This window comes from Rahnella sp. ChDrAdgB13, from assembly GCF_017655185.1.
GTDB classification, from domain to species: Bacteria; Pseudomonadota; Gammaproteobacteria; order Enterobacterales; family Enterobacteriaceae; genus Rahnella; species Rahnella contaminans.
In genome coordinates this window covers 1-25,142 of record NZ_JAEMGT010000027.1, presented here as the reverse complement: position 1 = coordinate 25,142, position 25,142 = coordinate 1, and the positions used below count along the sequence as shown (strand labels likewise).

Here is a 25,142-nt window from a genome sequence, read left to right as displayed (position 1 = left end):
CCGGACTGCCCGTGAAAACCGAATCCGCCGCCGGGGCTATTCGGGCTCCTCTAAACTGAGACTTAACGATCTTAACTCTGCTGTGTGCGGATGGGTGACGTTGCCTGTCCGCAAATCGTCTGCACTCAGAAGCTCGACCATTTCACCACCAATCATGACGCCGATGCTGGTGCAAAGATGCGCTACGACGGCCAGATTGTGGCTGACCAGAATATAGGTCAGTTTCCGGCGCTCACGCAGATCGCTCAGCAGGTTCAGAATTTCGGCCTGAACCGAAACGTCCAGCGCCGACGTAGGTTCATCAAGCAGCAGGATTTCCGGTTCTGAAATCATCGCCCGCGCAATCGCCACACGCTGGCGCTGTCCGCCGGAAAGCTGGTGCGGGAAGCGAAAACGCACCGCCTGCGGCAGCCCGACTTCAGCCAGAGCGTCGGTAATGCGCTTTTCGATATTCAGGAAACCGTGAACGATCAGCGGTTCACTCAGAATGCGGTCGATGGTCTGACGCGGATGCAGCGAGCCGTACGGATCCTGAAAAACCATCTGCACACGGCGGAAAAATCGCTTCTGCCGCACCGGCATCTGGTCTTCGCCGCCAATCACCATTTCACCCGACCACGACCGGTTCAGCCCGGCCAGTGCGCGTAAAATCGTGGATTTACCCGAGCCGCTTTCGCCGACAATGCCAAAGCATTCGCCGGGTGCCACGCTGAAGCTGACGCCTTTGACCACTTCCGTATCGCCGAACGCAATGCGCAGGTTATTGAGGATGATTTTGCTGTTATCTAAAGAAGGGGATTCTACTGTCATGAGGTTTTCCAGGCTTCATCACGCACCAGCACCGGCAGTCTGTCACGCGGATGTTTCAGCGACGGCAGGCATTCCAGCAACCCGCGCGTGTAAGGATGTTGGGCTTTCAGCAAATCACCGGCCTGTAACGTTTCGACGATGCGCCCCGCGTACATCACCGCCACGCGGTCGCAGAATTTGGAGACCAGCGGCAAATCGTGGCTGATCAGAATCAGGCCCATTCCGCGGCTGGACACCAGGTCATCCAGCAAACGCAGAATTTCTGCCTGAACGGTGGCATCGAGCGCGCTGGTGGGTTCGTCGGCAATCATCAGTTCAGGATCCGGTGCCAGCATCATGGCAATCATGACGCGCTGGCCCATACCGCCGGAGATTTCATGCGCGTAACGTTGTGCCACTTTATGCGGCTCACGGATTTTCACCTGATCGAGCAGTTCAATGGCAGCATTCATCGCCTGTTTGTTCGAGCCACCCTTGTGTGTCTGCCACGCTTCTGCCACCTGTTTGCCAACCGGCATCACCGGATTGAGCGAGTATTTCGGATCCTGAAGGATAAAGCCGACGCGCTTTCCGCGTATCTGGCGCATCTGTTTTTCACTGGCATTACGCAGATCAATGCCGTCGAAAGAGAGTGTTTCCGCGCGGCATTTCGCGCTGGACGGCAACAGGTTCATCAGACAGCGCGCGGTCAGGGATTTCCCCGAACCGCTTTCGCCCACGATACCGAACTTTTCCTTGCCCAGAGAAAGCGAAACGCCGCGAACAGCATCAAAACTTCCGCTGTTGGTCTGGAAGGTAATATGCAGATCTTTGATATCAACCAGCATCATTTCTCCTTAGGATCGAGGACGTCACGCAGCCCGTCGCCGAGGAAGTTAAACGCCAGAGAAGTCACGAAAATGGCAATCGCCGGGATCAGTGGCACCCACCATTCGCTGAACAGGAAACGGCGTGCGGTCGCAATCATCGCGCCCCATTCCGGCGACGGCGGTTGTGCGCCCATGCCCAAAAATCCGAGGCTGGCGGCGGTGATAATGATCGAACTCATGTCCAGCGTAATGCGCACGACCAGACTTGGCACGCACAGCGGCATGATGTGACGAAGTACAATGCGGGCGGGCGTTGCGCCGGTCAGACGGCAGGCGGCAATGTAATCCGTGCCGCGCACCTGCATGGTTTCGGCGCGCGCCAGACGGGCATACGGCGGCCAGGCGGTGAGGGCGATGGCAAGAATGGCGCTTTCGATGCCGGGCTTAAGCGCCGCCACGAAAGCCAGCGCCAGAATCAGACGCGGGAAGGCCAGAAAGATGTCAGTGATGCGCATCAGAATGCGATCCAGCAATCCTCCGGCGTAACCCGCGACGCAGCCTATCAGCAGGCCAACCGGCGCGACAATTGCCACGACGATAATCACCATGCCGAGCGTGATGCGTCCGCCGTACAAAATGCGGCTCAGCGTGTCGCGGCCCAGTTCATCGGTGCCGAGCCAGTGCAGGGACGACGGTTTCGCCAGACGGTGCGCCAGATCCTGCGTTCCCGGATCATAGCTGGTCAGCCACGGCGCACAGATTGAAATCAGCAGAACCACCAGCACGGTAAACAGGCCGGTGATCGCCAGTGGATTTTTGCGCAGGCCAAGCCAGATACGGTATCTGCGCCCCCAGACCGCTTGCGTGCGGGTGTTAGGCGTATCCGCCAGCAGCCAGGCGCGGCTGCCTGCGCGGGGTTGCGATGTGACAGGTAAAATGCTCATGTTACGCGGGGATCCAATAGTCGGTAGAGAAGGTCGGCCAGCAGGTTAAGCAGCACGTAAATGGCGCCAATCAGCAAGGTGGAGCCGATGACCGGGTTCATGTCGGCGTTCATTAATGACACGGTGAGATATTGCCCGAGGCCCGGCCACGAGAAGACGTTTTCCGTGACCACGGCGCCCTCGAGTAAACCGGCGTAAGTCAGGGCCAGAACCGTAATCAGCTGTACGCCCACGGTCGGAAACGCGTGTTTCCAGATGACACGCTGTGCTGACAACCCTTTGGCGCGCGCGGTGATGACATATTCGCCGCCGAGCGCGTTGAGCATGAAAGTGCGGGTCATACGCGTGATGTAGGCCATGCTGAAATAGGCGAGGATCAGAACCGGCTGAGCCATGTGCGCCAGCGCATCCCAAAATGCCCCCATATCCCCGGCGATCAGCGAATCGACCGTCAGTAAACCGGTGACCTGCGGGATCATGTCCTGATAGATGATGTCCTGACGGCCCGGGCCGGGCGCGATGCCTAACGCGGAGTAGAAAATCAGCAGGCTGAGCAGCGCGAGCACAAACACCGGCAGGGAGTGACCGGCCAGACACACCACGCGGATGGTCTGGTCAATCCAGCTTCCCTGACGCGTTGCCGCCCAAACGCCCAGCGGAATGCCGACGATAGCCGCAATAATAATCGCCGCCGTGGCCAGTTCCAGCGTGGCCGGGAAGAAACGCGCGATATCCGTGGTGACCAGATTGGACGTCAGGGCAGACCGGCCTAAATCACCGTGAAAGACCTGACTGATGTAATGAAAGAACTGCATCCAGAGGGGCTGATCCAGCCCCATTTCATGACGAACCCGTTCGACGACTGCCTGCGGTGCATTGTCGCCCACCGCAGCCAGAACCGGGTCCGTCGGCATGACGCGACCGATAAAGAAAGTCACCACCGACAGACCAAACAAAGTAAGACAAACGCTGATGCAGGTACTCAGAAATCCATTGAGTCTCTTGCTCACGCTTTAACAACCTTCTCGTATGGGCTGGTGCTCATTACAGTCAATACCACACCGGAAATCACGTTACGGCAGGCGGCGGTCATGGTCGGTTGCAGCATGATGGCAAACGGGCTGTTTTCCATATGTTTGGTCTGCAACTCTTCGTAGAGTTTGATGCGGGTGGCGGGATCTGATTCTTTCAGCGCCTGAGTGCTGAGGTCAGAGATTGATTTATCCTGCCAGCTGCAACGCCACGCCAGCGTGCGGCTTTTCGCGGCATCGGTGTTATCCGGGTTGCTGCAAAAGGCTTCGGCGTTAGAGTTCGGGTCAAAGTAGTCCGCACCCCATTGGGTCATCGCCAGTTGTTGCTGACGCGCACGCATTTTGGTCAGTACCTGACGGCTTTCTGCCGCGAGCAGCGTCACTTTAATCCCGACTTCGGCGAGGTTAGATTGCAATGCCTGCACGATGTCAGAAGAAGGGGACGCGGAATAATGATCGAGCGTGATTTCAAACCCGTTCGGGAAACCGGCTTCGGCCAGCAGCGCTTTGGATTTCGCCACGTCGCGTTTGTACATGATGGTGTTCACCGCCGCCGGGAAACCTTCAGGCAGGAAGCTCTGATGGATTTTGTGCGTCAGCGGCACGATATGCTGCTGAATGTTTTCGTAATCGATCGCCCATTTGATCGCCTGCCAGACCTGCGGTTTCGCCAGATTCGGGTGCGCGGTATTGGCGGAAAGCATGAATGTTCCGGCAATTCCTTTCTGAACCAGCGTGAAGTTTTTGTCTTTCAACAGCGGACGCAGCTGTTCGGTGGTCAGGTTACGTGCGATATCGATATCGCCTTTTTGCAACATCAGCAGCTGGGCAGACGGGTCGATAATGTGGCGCATGATGATGCGCTGGATTTTGCCCGCGTGCGGGTTGTTCTTGTTGCTTTCGAGAATGACGGATTCACTGACTTTCCAGTCACGCAGTTTGAAGGCCCCGGAACCGGCGCTGTTTTTCTTCAGCCAGGCGTTACCCAAATCCTCACCGGCCTGATTCGCCAGACAGGCGGATTTCTGCACGATGCTGCCGACGTTGGCGGTCAGGCAATATAAGAGGAAAGATTCGGAAGCCGGTTCAGCGGTTTTGATCACCAGAGTTTCGGCGTCAGTGGCGGTGATCATACTGTCGACGTTGTCTTTGGTATAGCCAAACTGGTTGATGATATACGCCGGGCTCTTGTCGAGTTTGACTACGCGTTGCAGGGAGAACGCGGCATCTTCAGCGGTAACCGGTTTGCCGTCGGCCCATTTGGCTTTCGGATCCAGTTTGAAGGTAAAGGTTTTTTTATCGTCGGAAGCGGTCCATGACAGGGCCAGATCGCCTTCGATTTCATCAGGGGAGGCCAGCTTGGGTTTCACCAGTTGCTGATACATATTGCCGGTAATTTCGCTGCCCACGGACTCGAAGCTTTCATGCGGGTCAAGGCTGGTAATGATGTCGAGTTGGATCGCCATCACCAGAATCGAGGCGGGCGTGGCCGCAAACACGGAATCAAATTTAAGGTATGACAGCACAGGTATTGCAGAAAAACCGGTAACAAATTGACGCCTGGTAACCATAACTACTCCCATCGTGTTGATATATAAAAGTAAAATTAAAAATTACGTTGTCAGACCCTTGACTTAAACTCAGGCAACTGGCTTAAATGAAAAAACGTTGCTTTGCACCTGTCGACGTTTCGTATCGAAAAAACTAATCTGAAGCGTACTGTGTTTGTTCTTCGTTGGTGCAATCGTTCGCAGATGATGCACTTCGTCTGAGCAAATCTCCGTTGTCTTAGTCATGCTTAATCAAAGGTAGACCTTTTTTATGAATAACGTAGCGCACGGAACTGAAGAATTAATGCCAGTATTTGATGGACATAACGATGTTTTGCTACAGCTTTGGAAAGAACATCGTCAAAATCCTGAACGCGCATTCCTTCAGGGACCCGCCAGCGGACAATTAGACCTGCCGCGCTGTCGTGAAGCGGGCTTTGCCGGCGGGCTGTTTGCCGCGTGGGTACCCACTCCAGATATTGATCAAGCAAATAGCGTGCCTGATCGCTCAGTCGACACGCGATTCCTTGCGGAAGGTACTCAAAAACATCCTGATTTTTCTCCGACACCTTCTTTCGATTTTGCACGCGATGTCACATTTGGCATGATGGCGTTTTTGCTCAGAATTGAAGAACAGTCGCAAGGAAAGGTGAAAATTTGCCGCTCGGCGCAGGAAATTCGTCAGTCAATAGATAACCATGCATTAGCTGTGGTTATGCATATTGAAGGAGCTGAAGCGATAGATGAGGATTTATATAATCTGGATGTGCTTTACAGCATGGGGTTGCGTTCGCTGGGGCCAGTCTGGAGCCGTCCGAACATCTTCGGTTACGGCGTCCCGTTCAAATATCAAACCTCGCCGGATACCGGTCCGGGGCTGACGGAAGCGGGCGTCCGGTTGGTGAAGGCCTGTAATCAGAAACGCATCATGATTGATCTGTCGCACCTCAATGAAAAAGGCTTCTGGGAAATTGCCGGGCTGAGTGATGCGCCGCTGGTCGCCAGCCATTCCAATGCGTTCAGCATTTGCCCGCAGTCACGCAATCTGACCGACAAACAGCTGGCCGCCATCAAAGAGAGCAACGGTTTCGTCGGGCTGAACTTTGCCGTGCCGTTCCTGCGTGAAGACGGTAAAAGAAGCGACGATACCGGCACCGGCATTATGGTGCGCCACGTGGATTATCTGGTGGAACATCTGGGCGAAGACAACGTGGGCTTTGGTTCGGATTTTGACGGTGCGTCAATGGCACCGTTCTTGTCTGATGTGCGCGGTTTGCCGGTGCTGGTGAATGCGCTGCGTGAAGCGGGTTACGGGCAGGCGCTGCTGGAGAAGATTTGCTATAAAAACTGGGTTAACGTTCTGGAAAGAACCTGGGGAAAATAACGTACGCAGAGAACCACGCAGAGACGTGAATTGCAGAAAGTAAAAAGGCAGCTTTGAAAGGCTGCCTTTTGTATTTTAGCGATAGTCAGACTTATTTGAAGAAGTCTGCGCTCACGGTCAGGTTGCCGCCGCTTTTGTTCTGCCACTGACGGGTAATGTGGTAGAACTTGGCGCCTTTCGCCGCAGCACGGTTCGCCACTTCCTGAGAAACGTCGGTGGTGCTGTTGAAGTGACCGGTGAAAGTCGTGGAATCAAACGGAACCATCTGAGCTGCGGTGACGTCGTTCACTTCCTGAATCTTAGCCCCGTTAGTTGCCGTGACAGTGTAACGCTGACCGGTAGAAGACTGCGTTTCGAAGAAACGGCCTACGGAACGGCTTGGGCTGCCGGAAGAGGCCACGCCCGGAATTTCAACTTTCTTCGCTTCTGCACCGCCTGCCGCCAGCGCCGCTTTACCGGCTTCGGAATCAGCAGGAATGGCATCCGGAGACTGAACAACGCGTTTAGGGGCATCTTTCTTATAAATGAACGCAGTGATGTACTGGTTGCCTCCGCTGTTGGCATCAATCTGGCGCACGATGAAGAAGGAGTAAGCCCCTTTCTGTTTCGCGGCCTGAGTAATAGCATCATTCACGTCTGGCTGGCTGCGGAAGAAACCGCTGACAGTCACGGTATCAAAAGGCTCAAGGCCGTAAGCGACGTCTTTCGGAAGCTCTACAACGCCGTTAATCACGCGGTAGTGCGGGTCATTGCTGACTTCAGGCGCATCTTTTTTATAGATATCTGCAACTACGCGCCAGTTACCGCTATTGTTAGTGGTATTGGTATCTTGAATATAAAAATAATCTGCACCCAGCGTATCGGCACGGCGGGAAACGGCGTCAGACGCGTCGCCCAGCGTGTTAAATCGCCCGGTAATAACAATGCGATCAAAAGGCTTGATGGCGGCTGCTTTCTGCGGGCTAATTTCCTGCGCGGCATGTGCTGCGGACAGCGCAGAAATAGAAAACAGGGCCGATGCGATGATCGTTTTTGTCAGCTTCATAAAAAATCCTTTCACCTTGCGCTGTAATGTTGAAACGTGCTGAATTCTTGATGTGTAACAGGTTAGCGGCCGATTATTGCATGTAACAATGCTGAGTGTCTCAGCAATTTATGGCAATAATGCGAGCGGTATCGAGATATCACACCTCTTTTTTTACTGCCTCTAACTTATATAAGTTTGATGAATAAACCAAGTAGTGAAATAAATGTTAATTATTCACTATTTTCTAACTTTTATGCCCGCGCCGGGCGGGGTAAAGTGAGACTTACCTGAGTGATTGATCCGGTATAAATAGGATTCTCAGGTGAAATGAAGGCCTGTTTCTCACGGTTTGCAGCAGGTTTGCGAGCCCTATCAGTTTTTTTATTATTAATTGCCTGACTATCGCTGCGATACGTAGATTATTGATTAGATATTCAGTAGGTTATACCCAGCCTGCAAAAACAGATTTTCGGTCGTTAATATAACCGACAGGCTGGTAATTGAATTGTTATGTCGATGACACAAATCATCAATGAAAAGGGTGAAGGGAATACTATGCGTATTGGTGTACCAAAAGAGCGGTTGACCAATGAAGCCAGGGTTGCAGCCACGCCGAAGACGGTGGAACAGTTGCTCAAACTCGGCTTCACGGTGGCTATCGAACAGGGTGCCGGTAAGTTAGCCAGCTTTGAAGATTCCGCGTATGAAGAAGCGGGGGCCTCGGTCGTCACTGGCGATGATGTATGGCAATCAGATATCGTTTTGAAGGTCAATGCGCCTGAAAACGATGAAATTGACAAATTACAGGCAGGAACCACGCTGGTCAGCTTTATCTGGCCTGCGCAAAATCCTGAACTGATCCAAAAATTGGCCGACCGTCAGGTGACGGCGATGGCAATGGATTCTGTGCCACGTATTTCCCGCGCGCAATCTCTGGATGCCCTGAGCTCGATGGCTAACATCGCCGGTTACCGTGCGATTGTTGAAGCTGCGCATGAATTTGGCCGATTCTTCACCGGGCAAATCACCGCCGCCGGTAAAGTCCCGCCTGCAAAAGTCATGATTATCGGTGCCGGTGTGGCTGGTCTTGCTGCCATCGGTGCAGCAGGCAGCCTCGGTGCCATCGTTCGTGCGTTTGATACCCGCCCTGAAGTTAAGGAGCAGGTACAAAGTATGGGCGCGGAGTTCCTGGAACTGGACTTCGAAGAAGAAGCGGGCAGCGGTGACGGCTACGCGAAAGTGATGTCCGAAGCGTTCATCAAAGCGGAAATGGCGCTGTTTGCGGCTCAGGCGGAAGAAGTGGATATCATCGTGACTACCGCGCTGATCCCGGGGCGTCCGGCGCCGAAGCTCATCACCAAAGAAATGGTCGCGTCCATGAAACCGGGCAGCGTGATTGTCGATCTGGCAGCACAAACCGGCGGTAACTGTGAACTGACCGTTGCCGACAAAATCACCACGACCGAAAACGGTGTGAAGATCATCGGTTACACCGATCTGCCAAGCCGCCTGCCAACACAGTCTTCGCAACTGTACGGCACCAACCTGGTTAACCTGCTGAAACTGCTGTGCAAAGAGAAAAACGGCGAAATCGAAATTGATTTCGAAGATACCGTTGTGCGCGGCGTGACCGTGGTGAAAACCGGCGAAGTCACCTGGCCTGCGCCACCGATTCAGGTTTCTGCCCAGCCACAAGCTGCGAAAGCCGCTGAACCTGTAGTAAAAGCAGAAGCTAAACCGGCTAACCCGTGGACCAAATTCATCATCATGGCCGTCGCCATCGTGCTGTTTGGCTGGCTGGCCAATGTTGCTCCGAAAGAATTCCTGTCCCACTTTACCGTTTTCGCGCTGTCCTGCGTGGTCGGTTATTACGTGGTCTGGAATGTCAGTCATGCATTGCATACCCCGTTAATGTCGGTCACTAACGCCATTTCAGGGATCATCGTGGTGGGTGCCGTGCTGCAAATCGGTCATGGCGGTTGGGTCAGTTTCCTGTCCTTTATTGCCGTTCTGATTGCCAGTATCAATATTTTCGGCGGATTCACCGTCACTCAGCGCATGCTGAAGATGTTTCGCAAGAACTAAGGGGTAACATATGTCTGGGGGTTTAGTTACAGCAGCATATATTGTTGCCGCTATTCTGTTTATTTGCAGCCTTGCAGGGCTGTCAAAACATGAAACGTCTAAGCAGGGTAACATTTTCGGCGTCACGGGGATGGCCATTGCATTAATCGCGACCATTCTGGGGCCTGACTCCGGTAACGTGGGCTGGATCATCGTCGCGATGGTGATCGGCGGTGCAATCGGTGTTTATCTGGCGCGTAAAGTCGAAATGACCGAAATGCCTGAACTGGTGGCTATCCTGCACAGCTTCGTGGGGCTGGCGGCGGTTCTGGTGGGCTTTAACAGCTATCTGGACCACGGCGCTGTACCGATGGAAGGCGTGATGGAAAACATCCATCTGACCGAAGTATTCCTCGGCATCTTCATCGGTGCGGTTACCTTCACCGGTTCGATTGTGGCGTTTGGCAAACTGCGCGGGATTTTCTCTTCCAAACCGCTCGCACTGCCACATCGTCACAAGCTGAATCTGGCGGCGCTGGTTGTTTCTTTCCTGCTGATGGTGACGTTTGTCCGTACCGATAGCGTCGGCCTGCAGGTGCTTGCGCTGTTGATCATGACCGTGATTGCGCTGGCGTTCGGCTGGCATCTGGTTTCCTCCATTGGCGGTGCGGATATGCCGGTGGTGGTTTCCATGCTGAACTCTTATTCCGGTTGGGCCGCGGCGGCTGCAGGTTTCATGCTGAGCAATGACCTGCTGATCGTCACCGGTGCGCTGGTGGGTTCCTCCGGTGCGATTCTGTCCTACATCATGTGTAAAGCGATGAACCGTTCGTTCATCAGCGTGATTGCCGGGGGTTTTGGTACTGACGGTTCTTCGACCGGTGATGCGGAAGAAATGGGTGAATACCATGAAGCGTCAGCCGAGGAAGTGGCCGACATGCTGAAAAACGCCAGCTCAGTGATCATCACCCCGGGCTACGGCATGGCGGTGGCACAGGCGCAATACCCTGTTCACGACATCACGGCGAAACTGCGTGCGAAAGGTATCAAAGTACGTTTTGGTATTCACCCGGTTGCCGGGCGTTTGCCGGGCCATATGAACGTGCTGCTGGCAGAAGCAAAAGTCCCGTATGACATCGTGCTGGAAATGGACGAGATCAACGACGACTTTAGCGACACCGACGTGGTACTGGTGATCGGTGCGAATGACACTGTGAACCCGGCCGCGCAGGAAGATCCGCGCAGCCCGATCGCCGGCATGCCGGTGCTTGAAGTATGGAAAGCGCAGAACGTTATCGTTTTCAAACGTTCGATGAACACCGGTTATGCCGGCGTACAGAACCCGCTGTTCTTTAAAGAAAATACGCAAATGCTGTTTGGTGATGCGAAAGAAAGCGTAGAGAAAATCCTGCGCGCGCTGTAATTTTCCATCGGTAATTCAGTAATGAAAAAGGCCAGTCTGTTGACTGGCCTTTGTTTTATCTCTTGTTCAGACGTTATTCGTCTTCATCTTCTTCGTCATCGTCCGACGTAATAGGGCACTCGAAATCATCGGGTTTGATGGCAAGCAAATCACATTTCAGATGGTCGATCACCTGTTCTGTCGTATTGCCCAGAAACGCCGCAGATAAACCGGTACGCCCGATAGACCCCAACACAACAACACCCGCTTGCAGATGCTCCGCAAGGTCAGGAATGACTTCTTCCGGCAGACCTTTTTCCACGTGCGTGAATTTTTCATCGAGCTGGAATTTCTGGCGTAAAGCTTTCATCGCAATCAGATGCTGACCGCGTATCGCGTCGTTGTAAACGCTTGGATCAAAATCTGGAAGTTCGATAGCGATGTTAATGGGTGTGACCGGATATGCGCCGACCAGATGGACTTCGGTCTGATTCACATGGCTGGCGAGTTCGATAGTCTCTTTCACCAGCTTGATGTTGAGCGGGTCGTGATAAGGCTCTTCGCTGGAAAGGTTAACGGCAACCACCGCTTTACCGCCTTCCGGCCACGGCTGGTCTTTCACCATCCAGACCGGGCAAGGGCATTTGCGCAGCAAATTCCAGTCCGTTGGGGTGAAAATAACGGATTCCAGACGGTCATGCTGATGAGCCATTTTCAGAAGCAAATCATGATTTCCGGAAATCACTTCCTGAATAATCGCTTCAAAAGGTTTGTTGTGCCAGACGACTTTGACATCAATCGGAATGCCAGCATCGACATAATAGTGGCATTGCTCTTTGATCCATTCTTCTCTTTCACTGATCACGCTCTGGCGCATGCTGGTTCGTTCATCAGGCGAAAGCATGGTCGTCATTTCGTATGAAAAGTCATAAATGGACAGGAAGGCTTTAATGCGGCCACCGTTACGTTGCACAAGATAAACGGCACGACGCAGTGCGGGTTGGTCATCCTGATTGGGGTCTATAGCAACCAGTAAATTCTGATACTTAGCCATGGGGACTCCTTAACACCTGTAAGAGAACGGCGGTCAGTGTATTAAGTACAGAGTAAACCAAGATTAAGCAATCGGACAGAGGAGAAATTGAGTCGGATCAACAAATTATTCCTTGAATGATCCGACGCCTATCGATTAGAAGAAAATCAAAACGGTCAGGCAGAAACGGGGGCAGACTGTCCGGCTAACTGAGAAAGCATTTCGTGATTCTCAATCGTAATGTATTTGCCTTTAACACTCAGCATTTCTGATTTCTGGAAACGGCCCAGCAGACGGCTGATGGTTTCGACGGTCAGGCCGAGATAGTTACCGATGTCACCACGGGTCATGGTCAGGCGGAATTCGCGCTGAGAGAAGCCACGTTGTGCGAAACGGCGGGAGAGGTTGTAGATAAACGCCGCCAGTCTTTCTTCAGCATTTTTCTTCGACAACAGGAGGATCATGTCCTGGTCGCCTTTGATCTCACCGCTCATCAGGCGCATCATTTGCTGGCGCAGATTTGGCATTTTCCCGGAGAGGTCATCGAGCGTCTCAAACGGGATTTCACAAACCATGGACGTTTCCAAAGCTTGTGCGAAACTTGGGTGCTGCAAACCACCAATGGCATCAAAACCGACTAAATCGCCTGCCAGATGGAAACCGGTAATCTGTTCGTCACCTTGCTCAGTGATGGTATAGCTTTTAATGGTCCCGGAACGAATGGCGTAAAGGGATTTCAATTCATCACCGGCTTTAAACAATGCCTGACCTTTTTGGATCGGCTTTTTCCTTTCGATGATGTTATCCAGCTGATCGAGTTCATGCTCGTTCAGGGTGAAAGGAATACAAAGCTGGCTGATGCTACAGTCCTGACAATGGATTGCACAGCCACCAGATTGGATACGTCGAATAATACGTTTTTCTGGGATCATGATAGTCACTCTGGCAATATTGATATGGGTCAATTTTAACATCTTTTGCAGCGAGTGATAAGTAGCTGAATGGAGCGAAAAGAGCGAAATGTTAAAAAACCCCGATTTTAAACAGGTTTTTTTTTGGAATAGTTTGATCTGAACTGGGAATTAAGTCGAATTGAGAATCAATGAGATTTAAAAAGGCATCAATTATCTGTGAAAATTATAATTCTATTTTAATGAATTAGCCGTCTGAATCAATTTATAGCAACCTAAGGATATTCTCTGACGGTGAATTATTCGCGGGCGTAGGGAATCAATTTCTCCCCTTAATTCAACGCGCGAGAATATGGCACAAAATGCCACCTGCCAACGACTTTGATACCCATTCGCTTCGCAACCGCATACAATGCGCAGATTCGTTTAGCTTTCGTTTAATTTTAGGAAAGGTGTAATGCAGTCTGATTCTCTGGGATTCCCATTCGAAACGACCGTGGTTTTTGTTGTCGTGGCCGTCGCCGCGCTGCTGATTGATATCTTCGCGCATCGCAGCCACAAACCGATTGGCCTGAAAAGCGCTTCAATCTGGACACTCTTCTGGATTGCCGTTTCTCTCAGCTTTGCCGGTTTTTTGTATATCCATCATGGCAAAGAAGTCGCCAGCCTGTTCCTGACCGGTTACGCGCTGGAGCAGGTGTTATCCGTGGACAACCTGTTCGTGATTATGGCGATTTTTGCCTGGTTTAAAGTGCCCGATGGTTATCGTCATCGCATTCTTTACTGGGGCGTTATCGGTGCCATCGTTTTCCGCGGGATTTTCGTGGTGATCGGCACCAGCCTCCTGGCGCTGGGGCCGTGGGTTGAAATGGTGTTTGCCGTTGTCATTTTGTGGACGGCGATTCTGATGATGCGTGCTGGCAACGATGATGAAGAGAATGATGATTACTCGGATCACATCGCTAACCGTCTGGTGCGCCGCTTTTTCCCGGTGTTCCCGAAACTGGTGGGGCCGCATTTTCTGGTCAGCAGCGAGCAGGTCGAAGCTGAACTGGCGAAACCGGAAAATCAGGGCTTCAGCTTTACCGTGAAGAAGGGCGTACGCTACGCGACGCCGCTGTTGCTGTGTATTGCCGTTGTGGAAATCTCCGACCTGATGTTTGCTTTTGACAGCGTGCCTGCGGTCATTGCCGTCAGCCGCGAACCGCTGATTGTTTATTCCGCCATGATGTTCGCCGTGCTGGGCTTACGTACGATGTATTTCGTGCTTGAAGCGCTGCGTAAATATCTGGTGCATCTGGAAAAATCTGTGATCTTCCTGCTGTTTTTTGTTGCAGCAAAACTGGCGCTGAACTCTAGTAATCATCTGTGGCATCACGGGATAGAAATCGAGGCGTTAACCAGTCTTTACGTGGTTCTGGGCGTGCTGGCGCTGGGTATTGTGGCCAGCTTACTTTTCCCTGGCAAAAAAGAATCTGCCTAGTTTCTAATCCGTAATTTGCTGGTCAGTCCCATAAAAAAACGCTGCTATCGCAGCGTTTTTCTTTTCTGTTTTCAGGATCCTCAGAGCGTTACACGTCGCCTTCGTTATCTTTTTCCACCGCTTCATGAATGCGATCCAGCATGTCCGGGAACGCCGACTGCACACGGCTCCAGCTCGGGATAAACGGTTTTTCACTCGGCGTATCCACAAACGCCTGACCGGCTTCCATGATCGCGCCGGAGAAAAGTTCTACTGCGGATTCTTCACTGTGGCGGTCAAACGACAAGCCATTCATCCGCGCGTCATTCTCAAAACTGTCAATCATATCCAGCGCATTGCGGTAATACGTGGCTTTGAGAATGCGGAATGACTCGCTGGTGATATTCACGCCGAGAATCGCCATCTTACGGTACAGCGCTTTGGTGATATCAATACTCATGCGCTGCAAACCGTTGGTGGCGTCGTCTTCTGACATTGGCTGATGCTTGTGGTCGTAATTATCAGCGATATCCACCTGACAGATACGGCGCGTCGCGGTATTGCGGTGCAGTTCGGACAATACGCCGATTTCCAGACCCCAGTCACTGGGAATGCGCAAATCATTCAGAACGTGCGTACGCATGGCGAATTCACCGGAAAGCGGATAGCGGAAGGTACGCAGATATTCCAGAAAATCCGAATGACCATAAACAATTTGCAGCGATTTAAGCAGCGGGAACACGAGCAGACGCCCGACGCGGCCGTTAAATTTTCCGTCCGCCACACGGGCGTAATAGCCTTTGCAGAAATCGTAATGGAAATTCGGGTTTGCCACCGGATACATCAGCCGCGCCAGCATGTCGCGGCTATAGGTGACAATGTCACAATCGTGCAGCCCGACCACCGATGTGCGGCGCGATGCCAGGGTATACCCGGCGCAGAACCACACGTTGCGGCCTTTGCCCGGTTCATTTGGTGACAGATTTTCTTTTTTCAGCTCTTCATCCAGCGCCTTCAGACGCGGGCCGTCATTCCACAAAATACGATGACGCTGCGGCAGGCGGGAGAAAAACTCGCGGGCAAATAAAAACTGATCGCGATCTGCACGATCTAATCCTATTACGATTTCTTCCAGATAGGGGACTTTTGTCAACTCATCAACAATATGGGTCAGCGCCGGCCCTTCAAGTTCTGAAAACAATGAAGGTAATATTAATCCCATTGAACGGCGGCCTGAAAACACCTGCAAATCGTATTCCAGTTCTTCAACTTTACGGTTAGTCAGGTTATGAAAATTAGTGATTACACCATCCTGATAAAAATCGCTCATACGGTATTCTCCAATTTTAGAATAGATAAAATTATTGGAAGTCTTATCGGTAAAACAAAGAGCAATAAACAATGCAAAACCCGGCATTGAATAAACAATTTTCCCTTTAACGCCTTCCTTTAAGGAAGGGTAATAAAATGATTCAGCCCCTGGCTCCAGCCGTGCGGGCCAAACTCCGTGGTACGAAATACCTGTGAGCCGTTCCCGTCATTCACCGGCATCTGATGCTCGTGATAGCCTTTAATCACTACGGCGTAATCCACGGTCTCCAGCATCGATAAATCGTTCGGTCCATCGCCCAGCCCGATACTGGCGACCGGCACGCCGCGCTGTTGCCGGTACAGTTGCGACAGCCATTGCACCGCCTGACCTTTTCCGGCGTCGGTGCCCATGACATGCCAGAAGCGGCCGCCGCGCGTGAGCGCCAGACCTTCACGGGACAGGCACTTTTTCAGATGTGCAAAATCCAGATCGTTACCAAACCACACCAGCGGTTCGGACGCTTCGCGCTGCATCGCCAGTTCAGCCTGTGCTTCAGATAAGCCCGTCCAGACTGCGACCTGTTTTGGCGTGACGTCACCAAAGCCGCGAAACTCAAAATCATAGCGCTGGCGCAAATCGACCAGCGCCTGACGGATATCGCTGTAACGGGCACCCATGACGTGAACCGGTTCCTGTTCCTGCGTTTGCCAGCCGGGCGGCAGGTGGATAATCGCCCCGTTTTCTGCAATAAAAGGCTGATGCGTTAAGTGCAGGGCGGTCTGTAATGCCGCGACTTCGGCGGAGGTTTTACTGGTGGTCAGAATTAACGGGACATTCGCGGCAGCCAGTTTATCCAGCCACGGCTGCGCGGGTTTCCAGCTGTAATCGTGATGGTCGAGCAGTGATCCATCCAGGTCTGTGAAAATAATCAAGGGATCATCAAGGTACGGCATCTTTTCTCCTCAATTTGACGGGGTTACAGAAGCGCATTGGTCGGAATGGTTTTCTGCCCCAGCAGCTAAGTATAGATTCAAAAATGACTTTTACCGGTTATCCGGCCATTTCAGAATTCTTTACCGGTGTTCATCAGCCGGGACCCGGCTTTACCCGCAGGGCTTTTGCAGGGATAATTTACTCCGGTCCCACCGCTGAAAAAGAGGTAAGCAATGAGCGATGATGATGATTTATTCAGTCAGGAAATGGCGGGAGTGCAGCCTCTGGCGTCGGATAAACGGGTGGTCTACCTCAGGAACTCAGCCACAGGGAACAAACCGGAAACCGGAGATGCCGCCGAAAAGCGTGACAATCCGCTGACCACCGGTTTTCTGAATATTCTGCCGTGCGACGAACCCCTGGAATACAAACACGACGGCGTACAGCAGGGCGTGCTCGACAAACTCCGGCAGGGGAAATATCCGCTGGAGGCCAGCCTGAACTTGCTGCGTAAACCGGTCGAACAGTGCCGTCAGGAGCTTTTTGCTTTCTTCTGTCAGGCGCAGGCGGAGAATCTACGCACCCTGTTAATCATTCATGGCCGTGGCCGGAATGACCAAAGCCACGCCAATATCGTGCGCAGCTACGTCGCAAAATGGCTTAAACAGCTTGATGACGTGCAGGCTTTCAGCGTGGCAATCCAGAAAGACGGCGGTGCGGGCGCCTGTTACGTTGCGCTGAAGAAAACAGCGCAGGCCAAACAGGAAAACTGGGAGCGCCACGCCAAACGCAGCCGCTGACCCGAAACCTTTGACAGAAACTTTGTTGCGTCGTGGTTTAAGCGCGACCCTTTAATGTCCTGATACTTTTTCTGCCCGGCGACGGGCACTCAACTGAGCCATTTTCATGTTTTCAAAACCGGTTTATGTAGGTAGCACACTGTTGCTGTGTGCGGTGAGTCTGCTGTCTGCCTGCGATGGTGGCGCATCTGATGCTAAAGATGCGCTGGTGATTGAAGGAAAAATCATGGGCACGTTTTATCGTGTCAGCCTGGCGGGAGTGGATAAAAACCGGGAAGCCCCGCTGCGTGAACAAATCGAAGCGCAGCTCAAAGAAGATGATCACGAACTGTCGACCTACAAAGAAGACTCGGTTTTATCGCGTTTTAATCAGTATCAGGGCAACGTGCCACAACCGGTAAGCGCGGGGATGGCGGATGCCGTGGTGACGTCAATGCGCATTGGTCAGCTGACCGGCGGTGCAATGGACATTACTGTCGGACCGCTGGTGAATCTGTGGGGATTCGGCCCGGATAAACAGCCGGTGAAAATGCCGACGCCGGAACAGATTGCGGATGCCCGTCAGCGCACGGGTTTACAACATCTGAAAGTGATCCAGCAGAGCGACGGGCAATATCTGCAAAAGGATTTGCAGGGGATGTATGTCGATCTCTCGACCGTTGGCGAAGGTTACGCGACCGATCATCTGGCGCGCCTGATTGAAGGTAACGGTATCAGCAATTATCTGGTGTCGGTGGGCGGTGCAGTGGTTTCACGCGGACACAATCCGAAGGGGAATCCTTGGCAGGTGGCGATTCAGAAACCGACGGACAAAGAGACGGCGGTGCAGGCGATTGTCGATTTACAGGGCATGGGGATCAGCACCTCCGGCAGCTACCGTAATTACTATGAGCTGAACGGCAAACGGTTGTCGCACATTATTGACCCGGCGACCGGTTCGCCGATCACCCATAAGCTGGTTTCTGCGACCGTAATTGCGCCGACTGCGCTGGAAGCGGATGGTTGGGACACCGGCCTGATGGTGCTGGGCACCCATAAAGCGCTGGCGCTGGCGGAGAAAGAACATCTGGCGGTGTATCTCATCACCAAAGAGGGCGACACGTTCAAAACCTACATGTCGCCGCAGTTCAAAGCCTACCTGAAAGATCCGGAGTAACCGTTTCACAGGGTTCCGTGCAGTTTCTCCGCCAGGAAATCGAGAAACACGCGTAACGCCGGAGACTGACCTTTGTGGCTGGCATACAGCGCCGAAATCTCAGACGGCGGTGTCTGCCAGTCCGGCAGAAAATAGTGCAGCCTTCCCGACGCTAAATCCTCTTTGCACGCCATTTCCGGCAGCAACGCAACGCCCAATCCGTCCACTGCGGCCTGACGCAGCACCAGCAGATTATTGCTGATCATCTTCGGTGTTAATTCTACTTTGCGGGCGCCGTCTTGCGGATGCGACAGCTCCCAATGGCCCGCCGCCCACGGCGTTTTGCGCACCAACGTTGGCAGATAACTCAGTTGATCCGCTGAGGGCACGGACGGCAGCGCCGCGATAAACGCCGGGCTGGCAACCAGCACGTAACGAAGCAGGCCGAGCGCTTTACGGTACAAACCGGAATCATCGAGCGGCTCGCTGTGCGAATGCACGGTGACGTCGAAATTCTCCTCCAGCAAATCCACCGACCGGTTAATGGCCAGAAGCTCCAGTTGTATATCGGGAAAACGGGTCAGGAACTCCGCCATCAGCGGCGCGACCACCATTTCCGCCATCATCACCGGTGTGCACACACGCAGCAGTCCGCGCGGATTTTGCTGCAAATCGTCGATGACCTGCCGCGCTGCCTGCGCCTGTTGCACTAATTTCTGGCATTCAACCGCGTAGCATTCACCCACGCTGGTGACTGAGAAATGGCGAGACGTGCGTTGCAGCAAACGTACGCCGAGGCGGGTTTCCAGCGCGTCAATCCGGCGGCTGAGCAGGGATTTCGACACGCCCAGCGCGCGGCCTGCGGCGGTAAAACCCTGATGTTTCACTACGGCGGCAAACAGCGCCATGTCATTGAGATCTTCCGGCATCGGTGAAGGCTTCCGTCGTTGCATTAATGGGACGATGTGTTGCGATATTAGGTATTTTTCATTATTACAACAACGATTACCCTGTGTTTATGCAAACAAACTTATTGAAACAGGATAACCCGATGAAAATTTTACACCTCGATTCCAGCCCGTTTATCACGGGTTCTGTCTCCCGCGAGCTGTCTGCAATGATCGTCGCCGAACTTTGCGCACGTAATCCCGGCGCAGAAGTTACCTACCGCGATCTGGGCGTCACGCCGCCGCCTCATCTTTCTGCCGCCGCCATGAGCCTGCTGCACAACGCGCAGGACGAAGTGATTACACCGCAACTTCAGGCGGAGCTGGACGGGATTTATCAGTCCATCGAAGAGCTGACGGCCTGCGACGTGCTGGTGATTGGCGCGCCGATGTATAACCACGCGGTCCCCAGCAACCTGAAGGCGTGGATCGACCAGGTCTGTCAGAAAGGGAAAACGTTCCGCTATACGCCACAAGGTGTCATCGGGCTGATCCCCGGTAAAACGGCGTTTATCGCCTCAACCCGTGGCGGCGTTTACAGTACGGAGGAAGGCAAGTTGCATGATTTCCAGGAGCCGTATCTGGCCTCTATTCTGGAACTGATGGGCGTGGCGGATTGCCACATTATTCGTGCGGAAGGCGTGAGCCGTCAGGCGATCGGACGCGAGAAAGGGCTGGCGCAAGGGCGCGAAACGCTGCTTCAGATTTTGAATGCCTGAAGCAGCGCGCCGGGTTTAGTGCTTGGCGGTGCTTACCAGTTCAAACAATACGACGGTTCGTGACGTACAGATGTATTCGCGGCCAAACTCAAAGTTATGCTCGTTCACATCATCGGGCTGGAAAGTATCAAGAATATGACGCCAGCCTTCGCCGTGCGCCACGGACGGGAGCGTGAATACGACATCTTTATGCGAGGCGTTAAACAGCAGCAACACCGTGCTTAATGAACCCTGACGCAGCAAACCGGTCGGCTGTGCGCGGCCATCAAGCAGCATTGCGATGCATTTTGCGTGCGGATCTTTCCACGCGGCATCGGTCATTTCCGGCCCTTGCGGCTGGAACCAGCTGACGTCTTTCACACCGAGTTTTTCATGCACCGCGCCGGTCAGAAAGCGGCCACGGTGCAGGATCGGAAAACGCTTGCGCAGGGCAATCAGCCGGTAAGTGAAGAGCAGTAATGACTGGCCTTTTTCCTCAATATTCCAGTTTACCCACGCGATATCGGTGTCCTGACAATAGGCATTGTTGTTGCCGTTTTGCGATCGCGCGAATTCATCACCGGCCAGCAGCATTGGCGTACCTTGCGAAAACAGCAGCGTCGCTAGCATATTGCGCATCTGCCGCAGCCGCAGTTCATTAATCGCCGGATCCTCCGCCGGGCCTTCCACGCCGTAGTTTGCTGAAATGTTGTTATCGCTGCCGTCTTTGCCGTTCTCGCCGTTGGCTTCGTTGTGCTTGTTCGCGTAAGACACCCAGTCGTTAAGCGTGAAGCCGTCGTGCGCGGTAATAAAGTTCACCGACGCATAAGGTTTGCGTCCCCGGTGATTAAACAAATCTGCCGAGCCGGAAAGGCGGGTGGCAAACTGCGCGAGCTGGCCTTCGTCGCCGCGCCAGAATTTACGCACCGTGTCGCGGAACCGGTCATTCCACTCCATCCAGCCCGGCGGGAAGCCACCGACCTGATAGCCGCCGGGGCCGCAGTCCCAGGGTTCTGCAATCAGTTTGCACTGGCTGAGCACCGGATCCTGACGGCAAGTATCGAGGAAACCACAGCCTTCGTCGAAACCATAGCTTTCGCGCCCGAGAATGGTCGCGAGGTCAAAGCGGAAACCGTCGACCTGCATTTCGGTCGCCCAGTAACGCAGTGAATCCGTCACCATTTGCAGCACACGCGGATGGCTGAGATTGAGCGTATTGCCGGTCCCCGTGTCATTGATGTAATAACGCTTATTGTCCGGCATCAGGCGGTAATAGCTGGCGTTATCAATGCCTTTGAACGAGAGCGTCGGGCCAAGTTCATTGCCTTCCGCCGTGTGGTTGTAAACCACGTCGAGAATGACCTCAATATTTGCCGCGTGCAGGGTGGCAATCATCTGCTTGAATTCATTAACGGTGTGCGTCGCCATATATTGCGGGTGCGGCGCGAAGAAACTCAGCGTGTTGTAACCCCAGAAATTATGCAGCCCTTTATCCTGCAAATGCCGGTCATCGGTGAACGCATGAATTGGCATCAGCTCAACCGACGTCACGCCGAGCGAACGGAGATATTCCACGATGTGCGGCGTACTCATTCCGGAGAATGTGCCGCGCAGATGCTCCGGCACTGCCGGATGACGCATGGTGTAACCGCGTACGTGAGTTTCATAAATCAGCGTTTTTTCCCACGGAATATGGCGTTTGCGCGAACGCGCCCAGGAAAATGCCGGATCGATGACCCGGCATTTAGGCAGAAATTCCGCGCTGTCGCGGTTATCAATGTGCAGGTCTTTCTTCGCGCTTTGCATGTCATAGGCAAACAGCGCGTCGTCCCATTTCAGTTCGCCGACAATTTGCTTGGCATAAGGGTCGAGCAGTAATTTGGCCGGATTAAACCGGTGGCCGTCATGCGGCGCATAAGGGCCGTGAACGCGGTAAGCATAAAGCAGGCCGGGGCGGGCGTCCGGCAGATAGCCATGCCAGACCTCGTCGGTGTATTCAGGCAGTTCAATCACGTCATACTGCTCACCGGCTTCATTAAACAGGCACAGCTCAACTTTTGTGGCGTTGGCAGAAAACAGCGCAAAGTTTACGCCCAGACCGTCCCAGGTTGCGCCGAGCGGGACGGGCAATCCTTCGCGCACGCGGGTGGTGTGTCCGGAATCGAAGCTGCGGACAATTTCGCCGTCGCTGTAAGGATGAATAATGCGGACACCCAAAGCGTCAACGGCGATATCAACCTGTGCATGAGAAGGGACGGTGCGGACTTCGTCCGCCGTAGCTGTGGGTTTACTTGTCTTACCAGATCGGGCCTTTGTCATACTCGACGTCACTCCGTTTCAGGGAAATCTGACAATAAATTACCGAAAGAGGCCTGTCTGCGCATGCACAGGCAATACCAAGGAGTGTAGACCGGACTGGCAAAATTGACCTGAAAACCGCGAAAAGCTGTACAAGCTGAGAGGCTTCGTCAATAGTGAAAATGAAAAGCTAGCCTGCTAGTGATTATAAGAATTCATCCCCGAGGATTTCCTTTATGACCATCGCTTTGCTGAGCCACATCGAACTTGATGCGGGTTACCCTGAACGGTTTGAAGCTGCCGGATATTCCCTGCATTTCGCCACCACGCCGGAACAGCGCGCCAATATTGATCCGGACATCGCACGAACCCTCCGCGCCATTTTAACCATCGGCACCATTGGTGTGAGCGCGGCGGAAATCGCGGCATTGCCCGCGCTGGAAATCATCTGTGCGCAGGGCGTCGGCTTTGAACATATCGACGTGGCGGCGGCAAAACAGCGCGGCATTCTGGTCACACACGGGCCGGGCACCAACAGTTCTTCGGTTGCGGATCATACGCTGGCGCTGATGCTGGCAATCACGCGGCGGATCCCGCAGTTCGATGCTGCGGTGCGCGCCGGAGAATGGAAAAAAACGCGCTGGAACGTAGACGGAATGGCCGGTAAACGGCTGGGGATTATTGGTCTGGGCAACATCGGTGCGCTGATTGCCCGCCGCGCCGCCGGTGGCTTTGATATGGACGTGGGATATCACAACCGCCGTGCGCAGGAAAACAGCCCGTATCAGTATTTCCCAGGCGTCACAGAACTGGCCGCCTGGGCGGATTATCTGGTTGTCGCCACGCCCGGCGGTGCCCATACCACGCGACTGGTGAATGCGCAGGTGCTGCAAGCACTGGGGGAAAACGGTTATCTGATTAACATTTCGCGGGGCAGTGTGGTGGACAGTGACGCGCTGATTGCCAGTCTGCAACGCCGTGAAATCGCCGGTGCCGCGCTGGATGTGGTTGACGGAGAACCGAAAGTCCCGGCAGAAATGCTGACGCTGGATAATCTGGTGCTGACGCCGCATGTGGCCGGACGGTCGCCGGAATCTGTCGAAAATATGATGACGCTGGTGCAGTCAAATCTGGATGCCTTTTTTTCAGGTCAGCCGGTCGTGACGCCGGTGCCTGAATAATCCCCCGGTTTATTGACCCGATAATGAGAGAAAACGCCGCCTGCCGGCGTTTTTTTTATGGGCGCTGAAAATCCGGTGAACAGGCTATAGTCGTAAAAAGCATAAGTAACCGCTTTTTCTTATTTGTCTGGCATAGCTACAGATCGTAACAATAGGGTTTTCAGACAGAACAGAGGCAGACAGCGGTGAATTTTCAACAACTCAAAATTATACGTGAATCCGCGCGATGCAATTACAACCTGACCGAAGTCTCGAACATGTTGTTCACTTCTCAGTCAGGTGTCAGTCGTCATATTCGCGAGCTGGAAGATGAACTGGGCGTTGAGATTTTCATCCGTCGGGGCAAGCGTCTGCTGGGGCTGACAGAACCGGGCAAAGAACTGCTGGCCGTGGCCGAGCGCATTCTCAACGAAGCGCAGAATATCCGCCGTCTGGCTGATGTGTTTTCAAAAGAAGACGCCGGCGTACTGACCATCGCCACCACGCACACGCAGGCGCGTTACAGTCTGCCCAAAGTGATCAAAGCCTTCCGCGCGATTTATCCGGGCGTACGGCTGGAACTTCATCAGGGCTCGCCGCAGGAAGTGCTGGCGATGTTGCTGAGCGGGCAGGCGGACGTGGCCATCGCCAGCGAAAAACTGATGAACGACCCGGCGGTGGCGGCGTTCCCGTATTACCGCTGGCATCATGCGATTGTGGTTCCGCAGGGCCATCCGCTGACGTTGCAGCATCCGGTCACGTTGCAGCATCTCAGCGAACAACCGCTGATCACCTACCGGCAGGGTATCACCGGGCGTTCCCGCCTGGATGAAGCCTTCAGCCGCGCGGCGCTGAGCGCGGATATCGTACTCAGCGCGCAGGATTCTGACGTGATTAAAACCTACGTCGAACTGGGATTAGGCGTGGGGATCCTGGCGGATAAAGCCTTTGAAGCCGCGCGTGATACGGGCCTTCAGCTGATTAACGCCGAACATTTGTTCGAAGGCAACACCGTCTGGCTGGGGCTTAAAAAGGCGCAGTTGCAGAGAAACTACGTCTGGCGGTTTATCGAATTGTGTAATCCGGGGTTATCGGTGAATGAGATCAAGGAGAAGGTGTTTGCGGCAGGGGATGAGCCGGTGATTGACTATCAGATTTGATGGTATGAGGCGTCATACGGGCGCCTGATAATTCAACTCTCAACTCTCAACTCTCAACTCTCAACTTCAAGACCTTGGGCTCGCCGCCCAAACTGGCCCAAAGGGCGCGTTAACGCGCGCGCCCTCTGGACACCCGCGCTCTTTAACTGCGCGCTATCGCTCGCTGGCTATGTCAGGTACCGCAGAGACAGGCTGGAAATCTTGCCGCTGCGCGGTGCCTTCATTTCGGGATTGCAGCCTCAGGTCTGCAACCTCTCATTCAGCAAGCTTTC

General features: G+C 53.5%; 21 protein-coding genes. 9 read left to right on the top strand and 12 right to left on the bottom strand.

Annotation, left to right across the window (positions count from 1 at the left end; all coding sequences use genetic code 11):
• Positions 1-36: 36 nt before the first annotated feature.
• The 5 genes from J8X26_RS09255 to J8X26_RS09235 are packed head-to-tail and all read right to left on the bottom strand — an operon-like array spanning position 37 to position 5,165.
• The gene (locus tag J8X26_RS09255; protein WP_152326279.1) at positions 37-810 is read right to left on the bottom strand and encodes an ABC transporter ATP-binding protein; all 774 of its coding nucleotides are present in this window, start codon (positions 808-810) and stop codon (positions 37-39) included.
• Complete coding sequence (locus J8X26_RS09250; RefSeq protein WP_165058700.1) at positions 807-1,637, bottom strand: ABC transporter ATP-binding protein; 831 nt, start codon at positions 1,635-1,637, stop codon at positions 807-809. The genes J8X26_RS09255 and J8X26_RS09250 overlap by 4 nt, the downstream gene beginning before the upstream one ends.
• The gene (locus tag J8X26_RS09245; RefSeq protein WP_208950730.1) at positions 1,637-2,563 is read right to left on the bottom strand and encodes an ABC transporter permease; all 927 of its coding nucleotides are present in this window, start codon (positions 2,561-2,563) and stop codon (positions 1,637-1,639) included. Before J8X26_RS09245 ends, J8X26_RS09250 begins: the two co-directional genes overlap by 1 nt.
• Positions 2,560-3,573 (bottom strand): ABC transporter permease, encoded by a 1,014-nt coding sequence (locus J8X26_RS09240; RefSeq protein WP_152326277.1) that lies wholly within the window; start codon positions 3,571-3,573, stop codon positions 2,560-2,562. Before J8X26_RS09240 ends, J8X26_RS09245 begins: the two co-directional genes overlap by 4 nt.
• Positions 3,570-5,165 carry an ABC transporter substrate-binding protein gene (locus J8X26_RS09235; RefSeq protein ID WP_208950729.1) on the bottom strand — a complete coding sequence of 532 codons (1,596 nt, stop codon included), beginning with the start codon at positions 5,163-5,165 and terminating at the stop codon, positions 3,570-3,572. Before J8X26_RS09235 ends, J8X26_RS09240 begins: the two co-directional genes overlap by 4 nt.
• 250 nt (positions 5,166-5,415) lie before the next feature.
• Between J8X26_RS09235 and J8X26_RS09230 the strand changes: the two genes are divergently transcribed.
• On the top strand, positions 5,416-6,528 hold the full coding sequence (locus tag J8X26_RS09230) for a dipeptidase (RefSeq protein ID WP_208950728.1): 1,113 nt from the start codon (positions 5,416-5,418) through the stop codon (positions 6,526-6,528).
• 91 nt (positions 6,529-6,619) lie between these two features.
• Here the strand turns inward: J8X26_RS09230 and ydgH are convergent, their stop codons facing one another.
• On the bottom strand, positions 6,620-7,573 hold the full coding sequence (gene ydgH / locus J8X26_RS09225; protein ID WP_152326274.1) for a DUF1471 family protein YdgH: 954 nt from the start codon (positions 7,571-7,573) through the stop codon (positions 6,620-6,622).
• A gap of 537 nt (positions 7,574-8,110) precedes the next feature.
• On the opposite strand from ydgH, the gene pntA reads away from it, so the two are divergent.
• Positions 8,111-9,640, top strand: coding sequence for a Re/Si-specific NAD(P)(+) transhydrogenase subunit alpha (gene pntA / locus J8X26_RS09220; RefSeq protein WP_165058698.1), 1,530 nt, complete (start codon positions 8,111-8,113; stop codon positions 9,638-9,640).
• Positions 9,641-9,650: 10 nt separating this feature from the next.
• The gene (gene pntB, locus J8X26_RS09215; RefSeq protein WP_152326273.1) at positions 9,651-11,042 is read left to right on the top strand and encodes a Re/Si-specific NAD(P)(+) transhydrogenase subunit beta; all 1,392 of its coding nucleotides are present in this window, start codon (positions 9,651-9,653) and stop codon (positions 11,040-11,042) included.
• 73 nt (positions 11,043-11,115) lie between these two features.
• Here the strand turns inward: pntB and uspE are convergent, their stop codons facing one another.
• Both uspE and J8X26_RS09205 read right to left on the bottom strand, forming a co-directional pair.
• A complete protein-coding gene (uspE, locus tag J8X26_RS09210) occupies positions 11,116-12,075 on the bottom strand; it encodes a universal stress protein UspE (RefSeq protein WP_152326272.1) in 960 nt (319 codons plus the stop codon).
• A gap of 155 nt (positions 12,076-12,230) precedes the next feature.
• The gene (locus J8X26_RS09205) at positions 12,231-12,986 is read right to left on the bottom strand and encodes an FNR family transcription factor (protein ID WP_013575564.1); all 756 of its coding nucleotides are present in this window, start codon (positions 12,984-12,986) and stop codon (positions 12,231-12,233) included.
• A gap of 436 nt (positions 12,987-13,422) precedes the next feature.
• On the opposite strand from J8X26_RS09205, the gene J8X26_RS09200 reads away from it, so the two are divergent.
• Positions 13,423-14,448 carry a TerC/Alx family metal homeostasis membrane protein gene (locus J8X26_RS09200; RefSeq protein WP_152326271.1) on the top strand — a complete coding sequence of 342 codons (1,026 nt, stop codon included), beginning with the start codon at positions 13,423-13,425 and terminating at the stop codon, positions 14,446-14,448.
• Positions 14,449-14,536: 88 nt separating this feature from the next.
• On the opposite strand, the gene J8X26_RS09195 is transcribed toward J8X26_RS09200, so the two are convergent.
• Entirely contained in the window at positions 14,537-15,757 is a 1,221-nt protein-coding gene (locus J8X26_RS09195; protein WP_152326270.1) for a glycosyl transferase, read from the bottom strand.
• 119 nt (positions 15,758-15,876) lie between these two features.
• Positions 15,877-16,692, bottom strand: a complete 816-nt coding sequence (locus J8X26_RS09190) for a mannosyl-3-phosphoglycerate phosphatase-related protein (RefSeq protein ID WP_208950727.1) — start codon at positions 16,690-16,692, stop codon at positions 15,877-15,879.
• Between the two features lie 213 nt (positions 16,693-16,905).
• Between J8X26_RS09190 and smrA the strand changes: the two genes are divergently transcribed.
• Both smrA and apbE read left to right on the top strand, forming a co-directional pair.
• On the top strand, positions 16,906-17,472 hold the full coding sequence (smrA, locus tag J8X26_RS09185; protein ID WP_152326268.1) for a DNA endonuclease SmrA: 567 nt from the start codon (positions 16,906-16,908) through the stop codon (positions 17,470-17,472).
• Positions 17,473-17,578: 106 nt separating this feature from the next.
• Positions 17,579-18,628: an FAD:protein FMN transferase ApbE gene (gene apbE, locus J8X26_RS09180; protein WP_208950726.1), complete on the top strand. Its 1,050-nt coding sequence runs from the start codon at positions 17,579-17,581 to the stop codon at positions 18,626-18,628.
• A 5-nt stretch (positions 18,629-18,633) separates the two neighbouring features.
• On the opposite strand, the gene J8X26_RS09175 is transcribed toward apbE, so the two are convergent.
• The gene (locus J8X26_RS09175; RefSeq protein WP_208950725.1) at positions 18,634-19,536 is read right to left on the bottom strand and encodes a LysR substrate-binding domain-containing protein; all 903 of its coding nucleotides are present in this window, start codon (positions 19,534-19,536) and stop codon (positions 18,634-18,636) included.
• 122 nt (positions 19,537-19,658) lie between these two features.
• Between J8X26_RS09175 and J8X26_RS09170 the strand changes: the two genes are divergently transcribed.
• Complete coding sequence (locus J8X26_RS09170) at positions 19,659-20,273, top strand: FMN-dependent NADH-azoreductase (protein WP_165057590.1); 615 nt, start codon at positions 19,659-19,661, stop codon at positions 20,271-20,273.
• Between the two features lie 15 nt (positions 20,274-20,288).
• Here J8X26_RS09170 and glgX read toward each other — a convergent pair whose 3' ends face one another.
• A complete protein-coding gene (gene glgX, locus J8X26_RS09165; protein WP_152326264.1) occupies positions 20,289-22,571 on the bottom strand; it encodes a glycogen debranching protein GlgX in 2,283 nt (760 codons plus the stop codon).
• Positions 22,572-22,786: 215 nt separating this feature from the next.
• On the opposite strand from glgX, the gene J8X26_RS09160 reads away from it, so the two are divergent.
• The gene (locus tag J8X26_RS09160; RefSeq protein WP_152326263.1) at positions 22,787-23,731 is read left to right on the top strand and encodes a 2-hydroxyacid dehydrogenase; all 945 of its coding nucleotides are present in this window, start codon (positions 22,787-22,789) and stop codon (positions 23,729-23,731) included.
• Positions 23,732-23,916: 185 nt separating this feature from the next.
• Positions 23,917-24,870, top strand: a complete 954-nt coding sequence (gene cbl / locus J8X26_RS09155; RefSeq protein ID WP_195815102.1) for an HTH-type transcriptional regulator Cbl — start codon at positions 23,917-23,919, stop codon at positions 24,868-24,870.
• The last annotated feature ends 272 nt before the right edge of the window (positions 24,871-25,142 follow it).